The 21498-nt window shown below is 65.9% G+C and carries 25 protein-coding genes; 13 read left to right on the top strand and 12 right to left on the bottom strand.

Features of this window, described 5'->3' with window-relative positions; genetic code table 11:
- Positions 1-2: 2 nt before the first annotated feature.
- The gene (gene rcdA, locus AC3A6I_RS15505; RefSeq protein ID WP_487544645.1) at positions 3-533 is read right to left on the bottom strand and encodes a protease adaptor protein RcdA; all 531 of its coding nucleotides are present in this window, start codon (positions 531-533) and stop codon (positions 3-5) included.
- 423 nt (positions 534-956) lie between these two features.
- Positions 957-1142, bottom strand: a complete 186-nt coding sequence (locus tag AC3A6I_RS15510) for a DUF1192 domain-containing protein (protein WP_487544646.1) — start codon at positions 1140-1142, stop codon at positions 957-959.
- Between the two features lie 111 nt (positions 1143-1253).
- Here AC3A6I_RS15510 and AC3A6I_RS15515 point away from each other — a divergent pair, with 111 nt between their 5' ends.
- The 5 genes from AC3A6I_RS15515 to AC3A6I_RS15535 all read left to right on the top strand — a co-directional run bounded on the left by AC3A6I_RS15515 (position 1254) and on the right by AC3A6I_RS15535 (position 6436).
- Positions 1254-2297, top strand: a complete 1044-nt coding sequence (locus tag AC3A6I_RS15515; RefSeq protein WP_487544648.1) for an NAD(P)H-quinone oxidoreductase — start codon at positions 1254-1256, stop codon at positions 2295-2297.
- A gap of 98 nt (positions 2298-2395) precedes the next feature.
- On the top strand, positions 2396-3112 hold the full coding sequence (locus AC3A6I_RS15520) for a DUF1013 domain-containing protein (RefSeq protein ID WP_487544649.1): 717 nt from the start codon (positions 2396-2398) through the stop codon (positions 3110-3112).
- A gap of 136 nt (positions 3113-3248) precedes the next feature.
- Complete coding sequence (locus tag AC3A6I_RS15525) at positions 3249-5141, top strand: monovalent cation:proton antiporter-2 (CPA2) family protein (protein ID WP_487544650.1); 1893 nt, start codon at positions 3249-3251, stop codon at positions 5139-5141.
- A gap of 126 nt (positions 5142-5267) precedes the next feature.
- Entirely contained in the window at positions 5268-6041 is a 774-nt protein-coding gene (locus AC3A6I_RS15530; protein WP_487544651.1) for a sulfite exporter TauE/SafE family protein, read from the top strand.
- 8 nt (positions 6042-6049) lie between these two features.
- The gene (locus AC3A6I_RS15535; RefSeq protein WP_487544652.1) at positions 6050-6436 is read left to right on the top strand and encodes a VOC family protein; all 387 of its coding nucleotides are present in this window, start codon (positions 6050-6052) and stop codon (positions 6434-6436) included.
- 140 nt (positions 6437-6576) lie between these two features.
- Here the strand turns inward: AC3A6I_RS15535 and AC3A6I_RS15540 are convergent, their stop codons facing one another.
- Positions 6577-6744 (bottom strand): YdcH family protein, encoded by a 168-nt coding sequence (locus AC3A6I_RS15540; protein ID WP_487544653.1) that lies wholly within the window; start codon positions 6742-6744, stop codon positions 6577-6579.
- 180 nt (positions 6745-6924) lie between these two features.
- Between AC3A6I_RS15540 and AC3A6I_RS15545 the strand changes: the two genes are divergently transcribed.
- From AC3A6I_RS15545 to AC3A6I_RS15570, 6 genes are all read left to right on the top strand, one after another.
- Entirely contained in the window at positions 6925-7140 is a 216-nt protein-coding gene (locus tag AC3A6I_RS15545) for a YdcH family protein (protein WP_487544654.1), read from the top strand.
- Between the two features lie 243 nt (positions 7141-7383).
- On the top strand, positions 7384-8100 hold the full coding sequence (locus AC3A6I_RS15550) for a TetR/AcrR family transcriptional regulator (protein ID WP_487544655.1): 717 nt from the start codon (positions 7384-7386) through the stop codon (positions 8098-8100).
- A gap of 111 nt (positions 8101-8211) precedes the next feature.
- Positions 8212-8676 (top strand): 5-(carboxyamino)imidazole ribonucleotide mutase, encoded by a 465-nt coding sequence (gene purE / locus AC3A6I_RS15555; RefSeq protein ID WP_487545042.1) that lies wholly within the window; start codon positions 8212-8214, stop codon positions 8674-8676.
- Positions 8669-9757 carry a 5-(carboxyamino)imidazole ribonucleotide synthase gene (locus tag AC3A6I_RS15560; protein ID WP_487544656.1) on the top strand — a complete coding sequence of 363 codons (1089 nt, stop codon included), beginning with the start codon at positions 8669-8671 and terminating at the stop codon, positions 9755-9757. Before purE ends, AC3A6I_RS15560 begins: the two co-directional genes overlap by 8 nt.
- 141 nt (positions 9758-9898) lie before the next feature.
- Positions 9899-10141: a 30S ribosomal protein S21 gene (gene rpsU, locus AC3A6I_RS15565; protein WP_487544657.1), complete on the top strand. Its 243-nt coding sequence runs from the start codon at positions 9899-9901 to the stop codon at positions 10139-10141.
- 164 nt (positions 10142-10305) lie between these two features.
- On the top strand, positions 10306-10770 hold the full coding sequence (locus tag AC3A6I_RS15570; protein ID WP_487544658.1) for a DUF992 domain-containing protein: 465 nt from the start codon (positions 10306-10308) through the stop codon (positions 10768-10770).
- A gap of 165 nt (positions 10771-10935) precedes the next feature.
- Here AC3A6I_RS15570 and AC3A6I_RS15575 read toward each other — a convergent pair whose 3' ends face one another.
- Entirely contained in the window at positions 10936-11595 is a 660-nt protein-coding gene (locus AC3A6I_RS15575) for a DsbA family oxidoreductase (RefSeq protein ID WP_487544659.1), read from the bottom strand.
- 160 nt (positions 11596-11755) lie between these two features.
- A complete protein-coding gene (locus AC3A6I_RS15580) occupies positions 11756-12367 on the bottom strand; it encodes a TetR/AcrR family transcriptional regulator (protein WP_487544661.1) in 612 nt (203 codons plus the stop codon).
- A 117-nt stretch (positions 12368-12484) separates the two neighbouring features.
- On the opposite strand from AC3A6I_RS15580, the gene AC3A6I_RS15585 reads away from it, so the two are divergent.
- Both AC3A6I_RS15585 and AC3A6I_RS15590 read left to right on the top strand, forming a co-directional pair.
- On the top strand, positions 12485-13516 hold the full coding sequence (locus AC3A6I_RS15585; protein ID WP_487544662.1) for an aldo/keto reductase: 1032 nt from the start codon (positions 12485-12487) through the stop codon (positions 13514-13516).
- 25 nt (positions 13517-13541) lie between these two features.
- The gene (locus AC3A6I_RS15590) at positions 13542-14297 is read left to right on the top strand and encodes an SDR family NAD(P)-dependent oxidoreductase (RefSeq protein ID WP_487544664.1); all 756 of its coding nucleotides are present in this window, start codon (positions 13542-13544) and stop codon (positions 14295-14297) included.
- A gap of 42 nt (positions 14298-14339) precedes the next feature.
- Here AC3A6I_RS15590 and AC3A6I_RS15595 read toward each other — a convergent pair whose 3' ends face one another.
- The 7 genes from AC3A6I_RS15595 to AC3A6I_RS15625 all read right to left on the bottom strand — a co-directional run bounded on the left by AC3A6I_RS15595 (position 14340) and on the right by AC3A6I_RS15625 (position 21127).
- Entirely contained in the window at positions 14340-14900 is a 561-nt protein-coding gene (locus AC3A6I_RS15595; RefSeq protein ID WP_487544665.1) for a dihydrofolate reductase family protein, read from the bottom strand.
- Positions 14901-15032: 132 nt separating this feature from the next.
- Positions 15033-15650 carry a LysE family translocator gene (locus AC3A6I_RS15600; protein WP_487544666.1) on the bottom strand — a complete coding sequence of 206 codons (618 nt, stop codon included), beginning with the start codon at positions 15648-15650 and terminating at the stop codon, positions 15033-15035.
- Between the two features lie 10 nt (positions 15651-15660).
- Entirely contained in the window at positions 15661-17064 is a 1404-nt protein-coding gene (locus tag AC3A6I_RS15605) for an NAD(P)(+) transhydrogenase (Re/Si-specific) subunit beta (protein WP_487545043.1), read from the bottom strand.
- Positions 17064-17432 (bottom strand): proton-translocating transhydrogenase family protein, encoded by a 369-nt coding sequence (locus AC3A6I_RS15610; protein ID WP_487544667.1) that lies wholly within the window; start codon positions 17430-17432, stop codon positions 17064-17066. The genes AC3A6I_RS15605 and AC3A6I_RS15610 overlap by 1 nt, the downstream gene beginning before the upstream one ends.
- Entirely contained in the window at positions 17432-18847 is a 1416-nt protein-coding gene (locus tag AC3A6I_RS15615; protein WP_487544668.1) for a Re/Si-specific NAD(P)(+) transhydrogenase subunit alpha, read from the bottom strand. Before AC3A6I_RS15615 ends, AC3A6I_RS15610 begins: the two co-directional genes overlap by 1 nt.
- A 59-nt stretch (positions 18848-18906) precedes the next feature.
- On the bottom strand, positions 18907-19158 hold the full coding sequence (locus AC3A6I_RS15620) for an aa3-type cytochrome c oxidase subunit IV (RefSeq protein WP_487544669.1): 252 nt from the start codon (positions 19156-19158) through the stop codon (positions 18907-18909).
- A gap of 142 nt (positions 19159-19300) precedes the next feature.
- Positions 19301-21127, bottom strand: a complete 1827-nt coding sequence (locus AC3A6I_RS15625) for a M3 family oligoendopeptidase (protein WP_487544670.1) — start codon at positions 21125-21127, stop codon at positions 19301-19303.
- Between the last annotated feature and the right edge of the window lie 371 nt (positions 21128-21498).

Here is a 21498-nt window from a genome sequence, read left to right on the forward strand (position 1 = left end):
GCTCAGCCCTCTTCGCGCAACCGCCCGAATGCAGCTTTGAGCCGAGCCAACTGGTCGGCGATACCATTCGCGCCGCTCGGCGCATAGTCCGGAACGCCGCCGCGTTCGAGCTTGTCGAACTGCTGCACGCGCTCGAACAGACGATCCCCCTTGGCGATAAAGCCGCGCAGTCGTTCGGGCAGATCGACGAAGCCGGGGCCGCCGCGTTCGCTGGGCGTGGCCGAGAACCGGACCTTCTCCTTTTCGGCGCGCGCGCTCTCGGGCGTGAGTTCGCCTTCGTTGACGGCGCGCTGGAGCAATAGCCAGCTGGCGAGTTGCATGAGCCGCGTCGTGAGACGCATGCTCTCGGTTGCATAGAGGAAGGACGCTTCCCGCGGCAGGCTCTGGCTTTCGCCGCGGCCCTCGCCATCGAGATAGGCCGCGACCTCCTCGATCAGCGCCATGCCCTCGCGGTAGAGCGTGTCGAAACCGCCCCCCGAGGCGACAATGCGCGGGCCGATCGCAACTGCTGCTTGCTTGTGAGACTCGTCCACGCCTGATGCTCGCCGAGATGGGCCGCCGAGCGGCCGGAACCCCCGTGTTTTGCGCCCTGCCCCGTTGCCTTTGGCTTAACAGGAGCGATTGCGCAAAAAGAAAAGAGCCGCGGAAGCGGCTCTCGAAAGTTAACAGGGAGGCGTCAAACAGAGGGAGAAACCGCTCTGCAAAATCCAGAACACTGGATGAGTTGGAGGTTAACGCCGATCTGTTAATTCGAGGTTAACAGGACTCGCTTTCTTAACCTTGCCGATTGGTGGACGGCGGGCGGCATTGCCTAGCGACGCACACCGGCTGTCGCCCCTGCGAAAGCAGGGGTCCATCCATCAGCTGGCACGGGGGTGAGTTGGATCCCTGCTTTCGCAGGGATGACAATCGAGGGTAAGGCTAGGCTGCGGCCGAGTTCGAAGACCAGTCCCGCCTCAGAACTTGAACAGCGAATCCGCTTCGGAGCGGGTCTTCTGCCGGGCGGAGATAGCCGCTTCCAGCCGCGCAATCTCCTGCTTCAACAGCTCGATCCGGTCACCCAGCTCCTCGACCGACATGGTGTCGATCGGCATGCCCACTTCGTGACCTTTGGGGCGCTTGATCTGATCGTCGTCGAACATCGTCGTCTCCCCGGTCTTCTTCTTGCACCCAATTCTAGCCCCCTCAGCATGCGGTGCAACCCTGACCAATCAACGGCTTGCCACCGGCATACGGTCGCGCCTAGCTAGGGCATGCCCATACCCGCCGAAATGACCGCCATCGCCATCACCGCCTTCGGCGGCCCCGAGATGCTCCAGCCCGTCACCCTACCCGTGCCGCAGGCTCGCCCGGGCGACGTGCTGATCCGTGTCGCCGCGGCCGGGCTCAACGCCCCCGATCTCGGCCAGCGCCGGGGCACGTACAACCCGCCACCCGATGCCTCACCACTTCCCGGCCTCGAGGTCGGCGGCGAGATTGCCGCGCTGGGGGAAGGCGTCACGAGCTTTGACGTCGGCGATTCCGTGGTCGCCCTCACCCATGGCGGCGGCTATGCCGAGTATGTCGCGGTGCCGGCTGGCCAGGTGCTGCCGCTGCCTCGCGGCTGGTCGATGCTGGCCGGCGCCGCCCTACCCGAGACGGTTTTCACCGTCGAGCAGACCCTCGTCATGCGCGCCGGTCTCACCGCCGGCATGCACGTGCTGATCCACGGCGCTGCCGGCGGCATCGGCGGCGCTGCGATCAACCGCGTGCGCATCGCCGGCGCCAACCCCATCGCCATCGTCTCGAATGCCGAAAAAGCGGACTATGTCCGCTCGATCGGCGCCACCGACGTGATCGACCGCTCCAGCGAGGATTTCGTTGCCCGCGCATTATCGTTCACCGACGGCAATGGCGTTGATCGCGTCGTTGATATCGTCGGTGGCGAGGCGCTCGACAAGAATATCCGCGCCTCCGCCCGCTTCGGCCATGTCGTGATGGTTTCGAGCCAGGGCGGGGCCAAGGCAGAGATCAACGGCGCGCTGATATTGATGAAGCAGCTCACATTGTCCGGCTCGACTCTCCGCCCGCAGTCGCGCGAGGCGAAGACGGCCATCGCCGCGAGCCTGAAGCAGAATGTCTGGCCGGCGCTGGAAGATGGCCGCTTCATCGCGCCGCGAATCCGCGCCCTGCCTCTCGCCGAAGCGTCGCGCGGCCACGTCGAACTCGAGAAATCCTCCAACTACGGCAAGCTGATCCTCGTCACCCGCTGGGGAGAGACAGTTGCCGATAGCGACAATCCGATTGAATCGGCCTGAGCGGCCACGTATATAGGCAGCTATTCCCCCTCATCGTGAACCACGAGGCGGGGCGGATCGGGAGGAAGACCCGGCCGCGCCTCAAGGAGATTTTCATCATGGCCACGCCCCTTCTGATGCCCAAGGCAACCGCCGTCTGGCTGGTCGACAACACTTCGCTCTCGTTTGAGCAGATCGCCGCCTTCTGCGGGCTCCACCCCCTGGAAGTGCAGGGCGTCGCCGACGGCGATGTTGCCAGCGGCATCATGGGCGTGAACCCGGTTCAGAACGGCCAGCTCACCCGCGAGGAGATCGAGAAGGCCGAGGCCGACCCGAACTACCGCATGAAGATGAGCGAGCCCAAGGTTCGCGTCGCCGCGCCCAAGCGCAAGGGCCCGCGCTACACCCCGATCTCGCGCCGCAACGAGCGCCCCAACGCGATCAAGTGGCTGCTGCGCAACCACCCCGAGCTCAAGGACGCCCAGATCATGCGCCTCGTGGGCACCACCAAGTCGACCATCGACTCGGTGCGCGAGGGCACGCACTGGAACAACGCCAACATCACCCCGATGGACCCGGTGACGCTGGGCCTCGCCAGCCAGATCGACCTCGACCTCGAGGTGAGCCGCGCCTCCAAGGGCGCCGCCTCGGAGGTGCCCGAGGAAGGCACCATGCTGCTCACCGCCGAAGAAGCGCTGGCCGGCGCCAATCGCGGCGCCGCCCAGGCCGAGGAGGGCGAGACCAGCGAGCGCCCCGAGCGCGAGGAGGAGATCGATGCCGACTCCGTTTTCGCGAGCCTCAAGTCGCTCAAGGGCAACGACCAGGACGACGAGTAGGCCCGAGCGGCGAAGCCCCTTCGACTTCCCGGCGGACATGGCTCATCCCCGCTTCAGCGGGGATGACAGCCGCCCCTTCCGTCGCGCATAACATTTGCGTTGATTGGAACGCGCCGGGGGGCGCACAAGGCCTTAGATGGAAAGCAACCTGCTGCTCGCGATCTTCGTGCTGCTCGCGGCCGCGGTTCTGCTTGTGCCGCTGTTCAAGTGGCTGGGGCTCGGCACCATCTTGGGCTATCTCACCGCCGGCATCCTGATCGGTCCCTATGGCCTCGGCCTCGTCTCCGACAGCGAGATGATCCATTCGGTCGCCGATTTCGGCATCGTCATGATGCTGTTCCTGATCGGCCTCGAGGTCGACGCCTCCGAGCTCTGGCGCATGCGTCACAAGGTCGTCGGCCTGGGTATCACCCAGTTCATTGGCACGGCCGTGGTTATCGCGCTGCTCTTCCGCCTCGTCGGCTTTGCCTGGGCGCCGGCTATTATCGTCGGCATGGCATTGGCCATGAGCTCCACCGCCATCGCCATGCAATCGGTGGATCAGCGCAACATCACCAAGACCGATACGGGCCGCGCCTCACTCGCCATCCTGTTGGTGCAGGACGTGGCGGTGATCCCCGTGCTGGCGCTTATTCCGCTGCTTGCGGCCATGGGCGGCGCCCCGGTGGAGTCGCTGGGCGAGGAAGTGCTCGGGGTCGTCGACAACCCGATCGACTGGTGGCTGGCCCTCGTCGTCGTCGGTGCCTTCGGCGCTGCCCTGCTCGGCTCGCGCTTCGTCATCCGGCCGCTGATGAGCTGGCTTGCTCGCACCCGCGTGCCCGAAGCCTTCACCGCCTTCGCCCTGGCGCTGGTCGTCGGCGCCGCGCTCGGCACCGAGTCGGTTGGGCTGTCGCCCGCGCTCGGCGCCTTCCTCGGCGGGGTGCTGCTCGCCGACAGCGAATATCGCCACGAGCTCGAGAGCAACCTGCAGCCGTTCAAAGGCCTGCTGCTGGGGCTGTTCTTCATTTCGGTCGGCATGTCGATTGCCTTTTCCGTCGTGCTCGAGCAGCCGTTGATCGTGCTCGCGCTGGTCGTTGCGCTGATCGGGCTCAAGATGGTGGTGCTGTTCGTGCTGGCGACTTTCTTTCGCATGCACGTCGCCGAGCGCCTGCTGCTCGCGGTTCTGTTGAGCCAGGCCGGCGAGTTCGCCTTTGTCGTCCTGCAATTCGCCCGCACCGCCGGCAATCTCTCCGGCCCCGAGGTCGAACTGCTGACCGTGGTGGTCGCGCTCTCGATGGCGACCACCCCGTTCCTGCTCTTTCTCTTCGATCGTCTGTGGATGCCGCGCCTCAATGCCAAGGCCGAGACCGACGAAGCCGATCTGCCGCCCGGACCGGACGTCGCCGATCCGCACGACAGGGTTATCGTGCTCGGCTATGGCCGCTTCGGCCAGATCGTGACCCGCATGCTGCGCGCCCACGGCTTCGAGATGACGCTGATCGACGACGATCCGGCCCAGATCGAGCTGGTGAAGCGCTTCGGCGTCAAGGTGTTCTACGGCGATGGCGGACGCGTCGAGATCCTGCGCGCTGCGGGCGCCGACCAGGCCAGGATGATCATCATCGCCGTGGCCGGCGGCTCGCGTATTCTCGGCATCGCCGAGATCATCCGCCGCAACTTCCCCGACGTGATCGTCGCTGCTCGCGCCGTCGACCGCAGCCACGCCCACGACCTGATGGCGCTCGGGGTCCATGTCATCGAACGCGAGACCTTCCGCGCCGCCATCCGGCTGGGCGAGCAGGCGCTGATCGCGCTCGGCCAGGATGAAGCGCGCGCCCGGCGCGCCGCCGACGCGTTCGAGCGTCACGATACCCGCATGCTGCGCGAGAGCTATGCCGTGCGCCACGACCAGGACGCCTATATCGGCTTCGTCCGCCGCTCGACCGAGATGCTGGATGCGGTGATGCGCGCCGACCGCGATAGCGCCCAGCAAGCCGGGGACGAGACCTCCGTCGATATTGACAAGAAGGCTGCTGGACCGTCCCAGTAGGAGCGTTTCCAGGAAAAGTTGCAGACTTTTCTGGCTCGGAAGCGCGACACTCAACAACTGGAGCAATTCAGCGTTTCCGCGAAACGGTGAACAGCTCCACCTCCCTCCTTTCGGCCCTTTCTCCTCATGGATAGTCCGCTTTTCTGGACCGTTGCGGTCCTGACCGTCTTCATTGTCGGCCTTTCGAAGTCCGGCCTGCTTGGCAGCCTTGGCATGGTCGCCGTGCCCTTGCTGGTACTGGGCGGCATGCAGCCGCGAGACGCCGCCGGCATGCTGCTGCCGTTGCTCCTGGTGATGGACGCCATCGCCGTCTGGACCTATCGCAAGGATGCGGACTGGCACATTCTGAGGATCATGCTGCCCGGCGCGGCCATCGGCACGCTGATCGGCTGGGCTCTGTGGACCGTGGTGAGCGACGCCATGGTGCTGCTGTTCGTCGGCGTCATCACTCTGCTCTTCGTGCTCGACGCGCTGCTGCCCCTGCGCAAGCGCCTCGAAGGCCTGCCGCCATCGCGGCCATGGGGCATCTTCTGGGGTGGCTTTGCGGGCTTCACCAGCTTCATCAGCCATACCGGCGGCCCGCCCTTCCAGATCTACGTGCTGCCGCAGCGCCTCGATCCGGTGAAATATTCCGGCACGACGGCCTTCTTCTTCGCCATCGTCAACACGGCCAAGCTCGTCCCCTATTTCTTCCTCGGCCAGATCAACGTCTCCAACCTCACCCACGGCGCCTTCCTCGTGCCGGTGGCGATCGCCGGCGTGTTCGCCGGCGTGTGGGCGGTGCGGCGGATATCGGTGAAGCGCTTCTACCAGCTCACCTACTGGCTGGTATTCGTGCTGTCGCTGAAGCTGATCTATGATGGCTTTGTCGGCGTATTCTTCACCGGCGCCACCGCCTGAGGGTTGCGATGAGCATCGATTACCGCCTCGACCACATCGCTCTGCTCGTCCGCGACCTCGACGAGACGGAGCGCTTCCTCACCGAGGTGCTGCAGGTGCGCGCCGTGCCCAACCCCATGGGCGGCACCGAGATTCGCTGGTTCGAGTTCGGTAACGGCCAGCGCTTTCACATCCAGGCCGGCGACCTCAGCCGCACCCATGTGGAAAAGCGCACCCATTTCGCCCTGTCGGCGCCCGATCTCGACGCCGTGCTTGCCCATTTCCGGACGCTCGGCGTCCCCTTCTCCAACATGAAGGGCGATCTCGGCGAGGTGAACGTCCGTCCCGACGGCATGCGGGCGGTGTTCGTGCAGGACCCGAACGGCTACTGGTTCGAGATCAACGACTTCGTGTGAGGAAGTCGGAATTCGGAAGTCGAAGGTCGGGACCTAACCCCATCGACTTCCGAACTCCGACTTTCGACCTCCGGCCTTCGAGCAATAAAAAAGGCCGCGGCAACTGCCGTGGCCCTGGCTCGCGCGTGTGGGTCGCTTCCTCAGGCTGACTGCAGTCGCGCCAGCTCGTCCTTGATCTCCAGTTTCTTGCGCTTGAGTGCCGCGACGAACAGGTCATCGTGGCTGGGATGGCTCATTTCGTCTTCTATTTTCCGATCGAGATCGCGGTGACGCCGCTCCAGCGACTCGATGTGGCCTTCAGTCGTCATGACAACTCCTCTTCCACATATTCGGCGAGGAGCATCGTCACAAAAAATTCGCACGATGTCGACATGGCAACGGTGCAACACCCCGCGATCCGTGGAAAAGCAGGTGCAAAGGCCAGGGTGATCGAGTATCCCTCGGTAATGGCTTGAGAGCCGTGTGCGAGGGGAAATCAGACCGCCGCCATGCTGCCGCTGACCAAGGAACAGGAGGCCGCGCTCGGCCTCGAGCTGGCGGCAAAGCGTCAGGAACACGCCGACCTCGACGCGGCGATCCACACCCTCTCCACCTCCGGCTATTCCGACCAGATGCTGATCCAGCGCATGAAGAAGCGAAAGCTCGCGCTCAAGGACCGCATCACCCAGCTCGAGAACATCCTGCTGCCCGACATTATCGCTTAGCGCCAACCTCGCTGCGCACAAGAGTGCCTCCTCACCGACTGTCATCCCTGCGAAAGCAGGGATCCATGTCGCCGCTCGCGTGGGCTGGGAATTGGCCCCTGCTTTCGCAGGGGTGACATTCCGTGCATCCGCATCCCCTACGACCGCCACCCCCGCGACAACCCAGCCGTTGAACCTTCGCCCTATCCTATGTTAATCGCAAACCGACTGTCGGTCGGTTGGGGCCCTTGGGAGGGTTGACGCATGCCGTTTCCGCGAATCGTGAAGGCCGCTCCGGCCCGCCGTGACGAGATCCTCGATGTCGCCCAGCAGCTCTTTGCCAGCCAGGGCTACGATGCGACCTCGGTGAGCCACATCATCGCGGCAGTCGGCGTCTCCAAGGGTGCCTTCTACCATCATTTCGAGGCCAAGGAGGACCTGCTCGAGGCCCTCGCCTGCCGCTACGCCCAGCAGACTGCGGCCCTCGCCAATGACGTGCTGGACGACCCTACGCTTGATCCCTTTGCGCGGCTGATCGGTTTTCTCGAAACCATGCGCGGCCACAAGCTGCGCAATGCCGCCGAGCTGCGCGCCACCTTCGAGCCGCTGTTCCGGCCCGAGAATATAGCGCTGTTCCAGCGCACTCACCGCGCCGTCAACGGCGTCGTACGCCCCATCCTCACCCGCATCATCGTCGAGGGCGTAGCTGAACAGACCTTCGACACGCCGGATCCGGAAAACGCAGCCGAGACCATCATCCATCTGCTGAGTGGCAACCGCGACCTCATCACCGAGCTCTACCTCACCCGCGACCGCTTCACCTTCGAGCGGCTGGCACGCGAGCTGATGGTGAAACTCAACTACATGGGCACGGTGATCGACCGCATTCTCGGGCTGCCCGAGGGCTCGATCGAGCTCGCCGACCGCGACCTGCTCGATACCCTCGCCTGCGGGCTCGACGCTCCGCCCGACGCTGCCTGACGCAGCGCTTGCACTCGCCGGCTCGCCTGCCTATGGGTGACACCCATCAGGGCATGCGCCGCGCCTTCCCGGGGGAACCAAGTGCCGACCTCGCCACCCGTCGCCATCATCATGGGCAGCCAGTCCGACTGGCCGAACCTGCGCCACGCCGCCGAGACGCTGGACGCGTTGAAGATCGACTACGAGGCGCGCATCGTCTCCGCCCACCGCACGCCCGATCGGATGTATGAATTCGCCCGCGGCGCCAAGGCCGAGGGCTTTCAGGTGATCATCGCCTCGGCCGGCGGCGCCGCGCATCTGCCCGGCATGGTCGCCGCGCTCACCCCCCTGCCCGTTCTCGGCGTGCCGGCCGAGACCAAAGCGCTGGGCGGCGAGGACAGCCTGCTCTCGATCGTCCAGATGCCGCCGGGCATCCCGGTCGGCACGCTCGCCATCGGCCGCGCCGGCGCCATCAACGCTGCGTTGCTGGCCGCCGCCATCCTCGCCTTGTCCGATCCCGAGATCGCTTCGGCGCTCGACGATTTCCGTGCCGACCAGACGGCCGCCATACCGGAATTTCCAACCGACGATGTCTGATCTTTCTCCCCTGCCGCAGGGCAGCACCATCGGTATTCTGGGCGGCGGCCAGCTCGGCCGCATGCTGGCACTCGCCGCCGCACGCCTGGGCATGAAGACCCATATCTACTGCCCGGATCCGGACAGCCCGGCCTTCGACGTCACCCCGCGCAAGACCGTCGCCGCCTATGATGACGAGGCCGCGCTGGCCGAATTCGCCGCCGCCGTCGACGTGATCACCTACGAGTTCGAGAACGTCCCGGCCAAGACCGCTGCGTTCCTCCAGAACCTGAAGCCGCTGCGCCCCGGCGCCAACGCGCTGGCCGTGGCGCAGGACCGGCTGGCCGAAAAAGCCTTCCTCACCATCAACCGCATCCCCGTCGCGCCCTTCGCCGCCATCACCGATCTCGACCGGCTCGAGGCCGAGCTGCACGAGATCGGCACCCCGGCTGTGCTGAAGACCACGCGGCTCGGCTATGACGGCAAAGGCCAGCGCATCGTCAAGAACATGGAGGACGCCGCCCTCGCCTGGGAGCTGCTGAACCCCAAGCCGCTCGTGCTCGAGGGCTTCATTGCCTTCGCCAAGGAAATCTCGGTCGTCGTCGCCCGCAACGCGGCCGGCGAAGTGGCCGCCTTCGAGCCGGCCGAAAACGTCCACCGCGACCATATCCTCAAGACCAGCACGGTCCCGGCCGATATCCCGAAAAAGACCACGAAGAGGGCCATCGAGCTGGCCGCCGAGATCGCCACCGCGCTCGACTATGTCGGCGTGCTCGGCGTCGAGTTCTTCGTGCTCGAGAGCGGCAAGCTGCTGGTCAACGAGATCGCCCCGCGCGTCCATAACTCGGGCCACTGGACCGAGGCCGTGGCCATCACCGACCAGTTCGAGCAGCATATCCGCGCCGTGCTGAACTGGCCGCTCGGCGACCCCACCCGGCTCGCCGACGTGGTGATGGAGAACCTGATCGGCGACGAGATCGGCGCCATTCCCGAGCGCCTGGGCGAGTCGGCGCAGCCGCACGCCTACGGCAAGGCCGAAGCGCGCAGGGGGCGAAAAATGGGCCACATCAACCGGGTTGCCGTCAAAAAGCGCGCAAAATGAGCGATCTCGCCGCCTAAGCGGTGTGGACAAGCCCATCCGATTGGCCTATATAGCCGCCCACGAACTGACCGGCTCGCCCGGTCGGCGCCCCTTTGGGACGCTTTCACCAGACAAACTGACGATCACGAAGGGCGGTTACGCTTGCAAGTAGTTGTTCGCGATAACAATGTGGATCAGGCGCTCCGCGCACTGAAGAAGAAGCTCCAGCGCGAAGGCGTCTTCCGCGAGATGAAGCTTCGCAACTACTACGAGAAGCCGTCCGAGAAGAAGGCCCGCCAGAAGGCCGAGGCCGTGCGCCGCGCCCGCAAGCTGGCGCGCAAGCGCGCCCAGCGCGAAGGCGGTCTGCCCAGCCCCGCTGCTGCTGCCCGCTCGCCGCGGCCGTAGGATTCGAGGCCATCGGCCTTGTTCAGACCTGGTTCAGGAACGCCGCCTCACAAGGCGGCGTTTCTTTTTGTCTGCCGCGATCGGAGGGCTTCCGGGCGTTGGTGGCAGACAGTAAAGTGAAGGCCCATAAGGGTCGAAAGCGTCAAACAATTGGGGACTCCACAATGAAGAAGATCATCGCCGCCGCTGCGGCCGCTGTCATGTTGATGACTGCCGGCGCGGCCCAGGCCGAAACGCGCGTCCGCGTCGGCGTGCTCAGCTGCACCGTCGATCCGGGCATCGGGTTCATCATCGGCTCGTCCAAGGACATGACTTGCACGTTCAAGCGCGACGGCCACAAGGCCGAGCGTTATGAAGGCAACATCAAGAAGCTCGGCATCGACATCGGCGTGACCGGCGTCACGCAGATCGCCTGGCTGGTGTTTTCGGCCTCTGATACCAAATATGGTCGCGGTTCGCTGGCCGGTACCTATGTCGGCGGTTCGGCCGAAGCCACGCTTGGCGTCGGCCTCGGCGGCAACTGGCTGATCGGCGGCTCGCGCAAGGGCTTCGCACTGCAGCCCTGGTCCATCCAGGGCCAGGTCGGCCTCAACTACTCGGTCGCCTTCTCGGGCCTAACCCTCTACTGATCGCGCGAACAGCGCCGAACAAGACGCCGGTCCGTTGGGCCGGCGTTTTTCTTTTTGAACGAATTGAACGCTGATCGTTCAATTCGTTCGGCTGGCTATTCTCTCGCATGACCCGTCTCCCCGCTCGACGGACAATAGCCCGGAACGAGGGAGGCGGGGATTGGATCAGCCCTTGGCCGCAGCCAGCTTTTCCGGATCGAGGGCGAACTCGAAGGCGCGTTCGAACACGTCCTGCGGCTGGCAGCCGGAGACCGCGAACTGGTTATCGAAGATGAAGAAGGGCACGCCCTGGATGCCCTGCTGCGCCGCCGCGATCGCCTGCTGGTGGGTGATGGCGAGCTCGCGCTCGTCGCGCACCGCCGCCAGCGCTTCCTCGCGGGTGAAGCCGTGCTCGACCGCAACGTCGGCGAGCACTTCGTCATCGTTGATCAGCTTGTGGTCCATGAAATAGGCCCAAGCGATGGCATTGGCGAGCGCGTGCTGGGTGCCCTTGGCCTTGGCCAGCCGGACCAGCGTGTGGCCCTTGCGGGTGGGGAAGGAACGCGGCTGCTGGCTGAGATCGAGGTCGATGCCGGAGGCCTTGGCCTCACCTTCGACGCGCGCCCACATTTCCCTGGGGTCGCGGCCATAACGCTCGCGCAGCATGTCGGCGACGACGATGCCTTCCTCGGGGGTATTGGGGTTGAGGTAGAAGGGGTGGTTCTCGACTTCGACCGTCACATCGGCCGGCAGCGCGGCGATGGCCTGGTCCAGCCGTTCGGCGCCGACCAGGCACCACGGGCAGACGGTGTCGGTGAACAGATCGATCTTGATGGTGCGGGGCATATGGAGATCCTCGGGTCGAGCCACAGGTGGACGCTCGAGTGCGGCTGCGCAAGCACGCACATGGAGGTGACTAACATCCGCCGATGGCCGATAGGACAGCCTGCCTCCCTTTTCGGCCCGCCGATTCCAACGGTTCATTAACGCCGTCTGAAGGGTGAAATCACCCGGTCCCCGCGCCGAGGCGCAGGCCATCGACAAGCAACGCCACCATGCGGCGACCCTGCTCGATATCGCCATGGGCGAGATTGGCCGCTGCGGTGAGCAGATCGGCCGGCTCGATCCCCGAGCGCATCTCGCCAGCGGCGATGGCCGCATCGAGCAGCCCCTTCAGCGCTGGAATGAAGCGCTCGCGGAAATAGGCCGGCAGCGTCGCGAAAGCCGGATCGCCCGAGTGAAGCGCCGCGACGAGACCGCGCTTGGTGCCGATGAAATCGACGAAGCGCTGCATCCACTGCGCCACCGCCTCGCCGGGCGGATATTGCGCCGCGAGCCCGGGAGCTGCGTCGGCGGCGGCATCGACCGCCTGCCGGTAGACGGCGACGACCAGGTCCACCCGCTGCGGGAAGTGGCGGTAGAGCGTCCCGACGCCCACCCCCGCCTCCTCGGCGATCTCGCGCACCGGGGCGTCGACACCCGAGCGGGCGAACACGGTTTTCGCCGCCGCGACCAGCGTTTCGAGATTGCGCTGCGCATCGGCGCGCGGCGCGCGCCTGCCCGCCTTCGCAGCTGCGTCATCGGTGTCGCCGGGCGTGCCGGTGCTCAATTCGCTCATGTCCTCTTGTAAACGGAACATTGTTCCGTATATGAATGCGGAATGCTGTTCCGTTTATATGACACCGGGCCGCCCTCGCGGCAACGGGCGGGACGGAATTTCCTGAAGGAGAGTGACATGCAGTACCGCACGCTGGGCCGCACCGGCATCAAGGTGAGCCCCTACGCGCTGGGCGCCATGATGTTCGGCAAGCTGGGCAACCCCGACCACGAGGACGGCGCCCGCATTATCCACCGCGCGCTCGATGCGGGGATAAACTTCATCGACACCGCCGACCGCTATTCCGATGGCGAGAGCGAGGAAATCGTCGGCAAGGCGCTGCAGGGCCGGCGCGACAACGTGGTGCTGGCGACCAAATTCTTCGCGCCGATGGGCGAGGATCCCAACCAGCAGGGTGGCTCGCGCCGCTGGATCATGCAGGCGGTTGAGGCGTCGCTGAAGCGGCTGCAGACCGACTATATCGACCTCTACCAGATCCACCGCCCGACCCCGGACACCGATATCGAGGAAACGCTCGGTGCGCTGACCGACCTGATCCGGGCCGGCAAGGTCCGGGCGATCGGTTCCTCGACCTTTCCGGTCTCGGAAATCGTCGAGGCACAGTGGGTGGCCGAGAAACGCGGGCTCGCCCGCTTCCGCACCGAGCAGCCGCCCTACTCCATCCTCGACCGCGGCATCGAGCGCGACATGCTGCCCGCCGCCCAGCGCTACGGCATGGGCGTGATGGTGTGGAGCCCGCTATCGAAGGGCATGCTTACCGGCCGCTACCGCAAGGGCCAGCCGCTGCCCGATTCCCTGCGCGCCCGTTTCATGCCCAGGCAGATGAGCAATGAGAACGCACTCGAGGCCGTGGAGCAATTGCTGCCACTGGCCGCCGAAGCCGGCATGTCGCTGACGCACATGGCGATGGCCTTCGTGATGGCGCATCCGGGCGTGACCTCGGCCATCCTCGGGCCGCGCACCATGGAGCAGCTCGACGATCTGCTCGCCGGCGCCGAAGTCCGGCTCGGCGACGACATCCTCGACCGCATCGACCAGATCGTGCCGCCCGGCGTCGATGCCGGCATCAACGAAGCCAACTACCAGCCGCCGGCGCTGACCACCGCCGCGCTGCGCCGCCGCCCGCTGGGCGAACGCGTTGCGGCCTGACCCCACACTTCCGAAGGAGACCATCATGGACCATCAACGCATCGCGCTTGTCACCGGCGCCAACCAGGGCGTCGGCTTCCAGCTGACCAGGGAGCTGGTGAAAGCCGGCGTCACCGTGCTGCTCGGCTCGCGCGACCTGGCGCGCGGTGAGGCGGCGGCAGCCGAGATCGGCAAAGGCGCCATCCCGCTGCAGATCGACGTAACCGACGGCACGTCCATCGCCGCGGCCGCCGAGCGCATCCGCACCGAGTTCGGCCGCCTCGATCTGCTGGTCAACAATGCCGCAATCTCGAATACCCGCAAGGGCGAGATGAACCTCGAGGACTATGCGCGCACGAGCCTCGCCAGCGTCATCCCGATGGACGAGGTGCGCGCCGTCTGGGAGACTAATGTGTTCGGCGTGCTCGCCGTCTACCAGGCGATGCTGCCGCTGCTGCGCCTGTCCTCGGATGCGCGGATCGTCAACGTTTCGAGCGGCGTCGGCTCGCTGACGCTCAATGCCGACCCGGCCTTCGGCTATCGTAGCCACTTCACGCCGGGCTATGCCGCATCCAAGACCGCGCTCAACGGTATCACGCTGGCCATGATGATCGAGCTCGAGGGCAGCGGCATCAAGGTGAACCTGGTCTCGCCCGGCTTCACCAGCACCAACCTCAACAATTTCGAGGGCACCGACACGCTGGAAGACGGCTCGCGCGAAGTGGTGCGGGTGGCGCTGCTCGGTCCGGACGGACCAACGGGCACGTTCACCCGCTGGGAAGATGCCACGATCCCGTGGTGAGCGGGCGGCGGCCGGGGCATGAAGCCCCGGCATTGCCTGCCGCTACCGGTGGAGGACCGGCCGGTAGATCAACTCCTGGGTGCGACCGTCGAGCGTCCGATGCTCGAGCAGATCGAGATCGAAATCCTCGGCACCTGCGAAAAGCGGCGCGTCACCGGTCTTGCCGGTGATTACCGGGTAGATGGTGAGTTGGATGCGGTCGACCAGTCCGGCCGCCATCAGCGCCCGGTTCAGCGACAGGCTGCCATGCGAACGGAGCGGCGTGCCCTGCTCCTTGAGGCGACGGATGACGTCGACTGCGTCGCCGCTGGCGACCGTCGCATCCGGCCAATCCTGCGGCCCGTGCAAGGTGCTCGAAATCACGGTAGCCGGCAAAAGTCTCAGCCGGTCCACCCAGGGGTCTGGCCCGCCGGAGGCCAGCATCTGCATGTTGAGGCGGAAGGTATTGGCCCCGAACACCATACGTTGCGGCACCTCATATAGGGCCAGACGACGGGCGAGCAGTTCGGGGCCCTGCTTGCCCCAGTAGCCACTCCAGTCGCCGTGGTGGGAGCCAAACCCGTCGAGGCTCGAAAAGACATCCCATGTGTATGTGGTCGTCATGATGCTTCCTTTGGCTGTGCAGCTCTTCGCGGGAGCGCGATTGCATGTCGCCCTCACTAAATTGCCGAACGGCCGATCGGGTTTTCGACATCACGACCCAAAAAAAACCGCTGAGCGCTGGCGCGCCGGGCCCTACCCCGTCTTCAGCAGCAGCCAAACCGCGACGCCGACCAGTGCGACAGCGAAAACCAGCGCTGCGCCCTTGCGCAGCGCCGGTCGGGCGAACAGCGGCTGGAGTGTCGCCGCCAGCAGCACGATGGCAGCGTGGATGAGGGTCGCCGCCGCCACGTAGACGGCGACGAGCAGCGTCGTCTGGCCGAGCAGGGGCCGGTCGGCCACCACGAAGCCAGGCATCACCGCAATGAAGAACAGCGCCGCCTTGGGGTTCAAGAGGTTGGTGACAAAGCCGCGCCGGAAATAGGTGAAGGCGCGGTCCGGCAGCTCGGTGGCGTCGGCTTCCCGTTGCGCCTCGCGCCACCCGTCATAGGCGAGCCAGACGAGATACGCCGCGCCGGCCCAGCGCAAGGTCTCGAACACGAACCGGTTCTCGAGGATCAGCGACCCCAGCCCTACCCCGACCAGTGCGCCCAGCAGCGCCAGCCCCAGCGCCACGCCGAGCACGGCCATCAGGCCGTCCCGTCGTCCGCGCGACACGCCCACCAGCGCCAGGTAGGCCATGTTCGGCCCCGGCGTCAGCTCGATGGCGAGCGAGGTGAGGAAGAAGGCGAGGAGCGTCGTGCCGTCGCCCATCGCCTGTCCGTCAGTGCCCCAGCGACTTGACGATGTCCTCGGTCACCTTCTTGGCGTCGCCGAACAGCATCATGGTGTTGTCGCGGAAGAACAGCTCGTTCTGGACGCCCGCATAGCCCGCCGCCATGCCGCGCTTGATGAACAGCACCGTGCCGGCGTCTTCGACATTCAGCACCGGCATGCCGTAGATCGGCGAAGTCTTGTCGGTCTTGGCGGCCGGGTTGGTGACGTCGTTGGCGCCGATGACGAAGGCGACGTCGGCCTGCGCGAACTCGGAGTTGATGTCCTCGAGCTCGAACACCTCGTCATAGGGCACGTTGGCTTCGGCCAGCAGCACGTTCATGTGGCCGGGCATGCGCCCCGCCACCGGGTGGATGGCGTATTTCACTTCGACCCCGGCGGCCTTGAGCTGGTCGGCCATCTCGCGCAGCGCGTGCTGGGCCTGGGCCACCGCCATGCCATAGCCGGGCACGATGATGACCTTGCCGGCATTCTTCATCATGAAGGCGGCATCGTCGGCCGAACCCTGCTTGACCGGCCGGGTCTCCTCCTCGCCCGAACCGGCCGCCGCGGCATCGCCGCCGAAACCGCCGAGGATGACCGAGACGAAGCTGCGGTTCATCGCCTTGCACATGATGTAGCTGAGGATGGCGCCCGACGAGCCCACCAGCGCGCCGGTGATGATCAGCGCCGTGTTGCCCAGCGTGAAGCCGATGCCCGCCGCCGCCCAGCCCGAATAGGAGTTGAGCATCGAGACGACCACCGGCATGTCGGCGCCGCCGATCGGGATGATCATCAGCCCGCCCAGCACCAGCGCGACGATGGTGATGGCCCAGAACCATATCGGATCGACGGTGACGGCGAAGGCCCAGACCAACCCCACCAGCAGCACGCCCAGCGCGATGTGGATGAGGTGCCGCCCCGGCAGCAGGATCGGCTTGCCGCTCATGTTGCCGTTCAGCTTGGCGAAGGCGATGACCGAGCCGGTGAAGGTGAAGGCGCCGATGGCAACGCCAAGGCTCATCTCGATGATGGCCTGCGCATGGATATGACCGACTTCACCGATGCCGAAGGCCTCGGGCGCATAGAGCGCCGCCGCCGCGACGAACACCGCCGCCAGACCGACCAGCGAGTGGAAGGCCGCGACCAGCTGCGGCATGTCGGTCATCTTGACCCGCCGCGCCAGCACCGCGCCGATACCGGCGCCGATGGCGAGGCCACCGATGATCAGCAGCCAGCTGACCCAGTCGGACACGCCCGCGACCAGCAGCGTCGTGACGATGGCGATGGCCATGCCGACCATGCCGAACGTGTTGCCCTGCCGCGCCGAAGCGGGGCTCGAGAGCCCGCGCAGCGCGAGGATGAAGAGAACGCCGGAGACGAGGTAGAGAAGGGCCGCCAGACTTGCGTCGATCATCGACTGTCCTTCTTCTTGTACATCGCCAGCATGCGCTGGGTGACGAGGAAGCCGCCGAAAATGTTGACGCTGGCCAGCACCAGCGCGAGGAAACCGAACAGCTTGCTCACCCAGTTGCTGTCGGCCGCGAGCGGCACGCCGACGGCGAGCAGCGCACCCACCACGATCACCGAGGAAATGGCGTTGGTGACGCTCATCAGCGGCGTATGCAGAGCCGGGGTGACGCTCCACACCACGTAGTAGCCGACGCAGATGGCCAAAACGAAGATCGAGAAGCGGAAGACGAACGGATCGATGGCGCCGGCGGTCACCGCGGTGACCGCAGCCGTGAGCATGTCGGCCGTCTGTTCGGCGGACTGTTCCATTACTTGTTCCCCTTGGGCGCCACGGGCTTCCTGGCGGCAGGCTTCTGTTTAGCGACCGCCTTGACGGGCGCCACAGGCTTGGCCGCCGGCTTGCGCGTACCACGCGGTTTGGCCGCAGGCGGCGCGGTAGCGGCACTCGCAGGCGATGACTTGGCCGCAGCCTTCTTGGCAGGCTTGGCAGGCGCGAAATCTGCAGCGGGCGCTGCCTTCGGCGCGGCCTTGGCACCCGTTGCGCCAGCCTTGGCCGGCGCCCTGGGCTTCGCCGTCGCGGCCGGCGCAACTGCCGGAGCGTCCACCTTGATGTTGGGATGAACGATCACGCCGTCGCGGGTCAGCACGGTGGCCTTCACCAGTTCGTCGTCCCAGTTGATCGCCAGGACCTTCTGCTTCTTGTCGATCAGCGTCTCGACGAAGGCGAACAGGTTGCGCGCGTAGAGCTGGCTCGCCGAGGTCGCAAGGCGGCTCGCCACATTGAGATGGCCGATGATCGTAACGCCGTTCGGCGTCGTGACCACGCTGCCCGGCTGCGTCAGTTCGACATTGCCGCCGCGCTCGGCCGCGAGATCGACGATCACCGAGCCCGGCGCCATCGCTTCGACCATTGCCCGGCTCACCAGCTTTGGCGCCGGACGGCCCGGGATCAGCGCCGTGGTGATGACGATGTCCTGCTTGGCGATGTGCCCGGCGACCAGCTCGGCCTGCGCCGCCTGCTCGTCCTTGGTCAGCTCGCGCGCATAGCCGCCGGCGCCCGAGGCGTCCTTGAGCGCCTCGGTCATGATGAACTTCGCGCCCAGCGATTCCACCTGCTCTCCGGCCGCGGCGCGCACGTCGGTGGCGGTGACCACGGCGCCGAGACGGCGGGCAGTGGCGATGGCCTGGAGGCCGGCAACGCCGGCGCCCATGACGAACACCTTGGCCGGACGCACGGTGCCGGCGGCAGTCATCATCATCGGCATGGCGCGGTCAAAGGCGCCGGCGGCGTCGATGACGGCCTGGTAGCCGGCGAGATTGGCCTGCGAAGAGAGGATGTCCATGACCTGCGCGCGGGTGATGCGCGGCATGAATTCCATGGCGATGGCGGTGACGCCGACCTTGGCGAGGCCAGCGATCTCCAACTCGTTGCCGTAGGGGTCGAGCGCGCCGATCACCAGCGCACCCGGCACGGCGCCGGAAAGCGAGGCGGCGGCTGGACGCCGCACGCTGAGGACGATGTCGGCACCCCTGATCGTAGCCGCCGCGCTGCCAATGGTAGCGCCCGCCGCGGCATACTCGGCGTCAGGGATGCGAGCCAGGTCTCCAGCCCCCGACTCGACCGCGACATCCGCGCCGAGCCCGATCAGCTTGGTGACAGTCTCAGGGGTCGCGGCCACGCGGGATTCGCCCTGCGCGCGCTCCCGTAACACGGCGACTTTCATGAACGCCCTCCCGCGCTCGTTGCCGAGGCGCCGGGCGCCCCGGAGCAGCTAGCCCTGTATCAGGCGGCCGGCCTGCGGCCGGTGAGGATGACGCCGGCGACCGGAACCACGACCGACAGAATCAGCAGCACGATGCCGATGATCGGGTTGTGCGCCTGGATGAAGGCGTAGAGCGACAGCACCACGAAGGCGAGGGAAACGATGGTCCACTTCAGGAACACGAGAAAACCCGCATAGGTGCCCTCGTGCTGGGCGTAGTCCATGGCGGGCGGAAGGGTTTCGACTGCCGCGGCGGCGGGTTTTCTGGCCATCAGATCCTCAGTTTCTTGTCGTCCATGGGGGGCGTGCAGGGGCCGGGCATAATACTTTCGGCTGCCCCCTCCATACTGTTCATACTTCGCGCCCGCCCACCGCACAAGCACCGGGCGCGCACAGCTTGTCGGTGACGCCGGCTCAGGGCTGCGTCGCTTCCAGTTCGTTGATCAGCCGCTCGATCATGGAGAGCCCCAGATCCCAGAATTTCGGATCACGCGCATCGAGCCCGAACGGTGCCAGCAGCTCGGAGTGATGCTTGCTCCCGCCCGCCTTGAGCAGGTCAAAGTAACGCTCGGCAAAGCCCACATTGGACTTCTCGTACTGCGCATAGAGCGAGTTCACGAGGCAATCGCCGAATGCATAGGCGTAGACATAGAACGGCGAGTGGATGAAGTGCGGGATATACGACCAGAAGATGTCGTAGCCCTCGTTGAGCTTGATCCCCGGCCCCAGGCTTTCCGCCCCGATATCGAGCCAGATCTGGTTGAGGTCGGTCGTGGTCAGCTCGCCCGCCTTGCGGCGGCTGTGGACCTCGCGCTCGAAGGTGTAGAACGCGATCTGTCGCACCACCGTGTTGAGCATGTCCTCGACCTTGCTCGACAGCATCGCGAAGCGCTGCTTCGGATCGGTGGTCTTGCTGAGCATCGAGCGGAAGGTCAGCATCTCGCCGAACACCGACGCGGTCTCGGCCAGCGTCAGCGGCGTCGGCGCCATCAGCGCGCCCTGCGGGCCGGCCAGCACCTGGTGCACACCGTGGCCGAGCTCGTGGGCCAGCGTCATCACGTCGCGGGCTTTGCCCAGGTAGTTGAGCATCAGATACGGATGCGCGGACGGCACGGTCGGGTGCGCGAAGGCGCCCGGCGACTTGCCGTCCTTGGTCGGCGCATCGATCCAGCCCTTGGTGAAGAACGGCTCGGCGATCTCGACCAGCTTGGGCGAGAACGCCCCGTAGGCTTCGAGCACGGTGTCGACGGCGGTCGGCCAGTCATAGACGCGATCATCCGAGGTCGGCAGCGGCGCGTTGCGGTCCCAGGCGTTGAGCTGGTCCTTGCCGAACCACCTGGCCTTCATCTTGTAGTAGCGGTGGCTGAGCCGCGGATAGGCGGCGCGCACCGCGGTCTGCAGCGCATCGACCACCTCGCGCTCGACCGAGTTCTCGAGGTGGCGGCTATCGGCGATATCGGCGAAGCCGTGCCAGCGGTCCGAGATTTCCTTGTCCTTGGCCAGCACGTTGGTGATGTGCGTGAACAGCCGCTCATTGCCGTGCAGCGTCTTTGACAACCCGTGGAAGGCCGCCTCGCGCTTCACCTCGTCCTTGTCGGAGAGGAAGTTGAGAGTCGACTCGAGGTTCAGCTCCTCGCCGTCGACGTCGAACTTCAGCGACGCCATCGTCTCGTCGAACAGCCGGTTCCAGGCCGAGGCGCCGGTCACCGATTTCTCGTGGAACAGCTCCTCGATCTTGTCCTCGAGCTGGTACGGCTTGGCCTTGCGCAATTCGGCGAACCACGGCCGGTAGTGGGCGAGCGAAGGGTCGGCGGCGAAGGCCTGTTCCAGCACCGCCTCGTCGATGCGGTTGAGCTCGAGTCCGAAAAAGATGAGGCCGGTCGAGAGATCCGTCAGCGCCTGGCTCAGGTCGCCGAGGAACTTCGCCTTCTCCGGATCCTGTGTGTTCCGCACATACTGAAGGAAGGCATAGGACCCGAGCTTGCCGCTGACATCGCTCAGCGCCTCGTAGCGCTGGATCGCCGCGACCAGCTGGCCCGACTTGGCGAGCGCCTCGAGCTTGCCCTTGTAGTCGGCCTCGAACGCCTTGGCCTCGTTGCGCGCGGCCTCGAGGTCGGCCTTGAGCTGCGGCGAGTCATTGCCCGGATAGAGATCGTCGAGGTTCCAGACCGGCAGTTGCCCGAGCTCGTTGTGCCCCTTCTGGGCCGGGGCTTCGGGGGCATGGGTCGGCTGGTTCGTCATGGCAACACCTCGGGCGTCTGAAAGCGCGCGACCTTAGCCATGCGGCTGGGGGATGTGAAGGGCATCGGGCCTGGGAGGATCGTGCCCGAAAACACCCCCACCCCTGTCCCCTCCCCGCAAGGGGGAGGGAGACCCTGCCACCGCCCCCAGGTGCCTGTTGGACGAAGACTTGCGAGCGCAGGTCACCTGCCCCCTTGCGGGGGAGGGACAGGGTGGGGGGTATGTTTGGGGCACGGTGCACTTGGCCACCCCCTCCACCAGCTTCGCTGGTCCCCTCCCCGCCCTGCGGGGGAGGATCATGAAGAGGCCGGTGCGCGGCGCCTCTGGCCGGCGGACGGAACCAATTCGTTAGCCTTAATCGACGCTTAACT

This window comes from Devosia sp. Soil_C_22 (assembly GCF_057657195.1).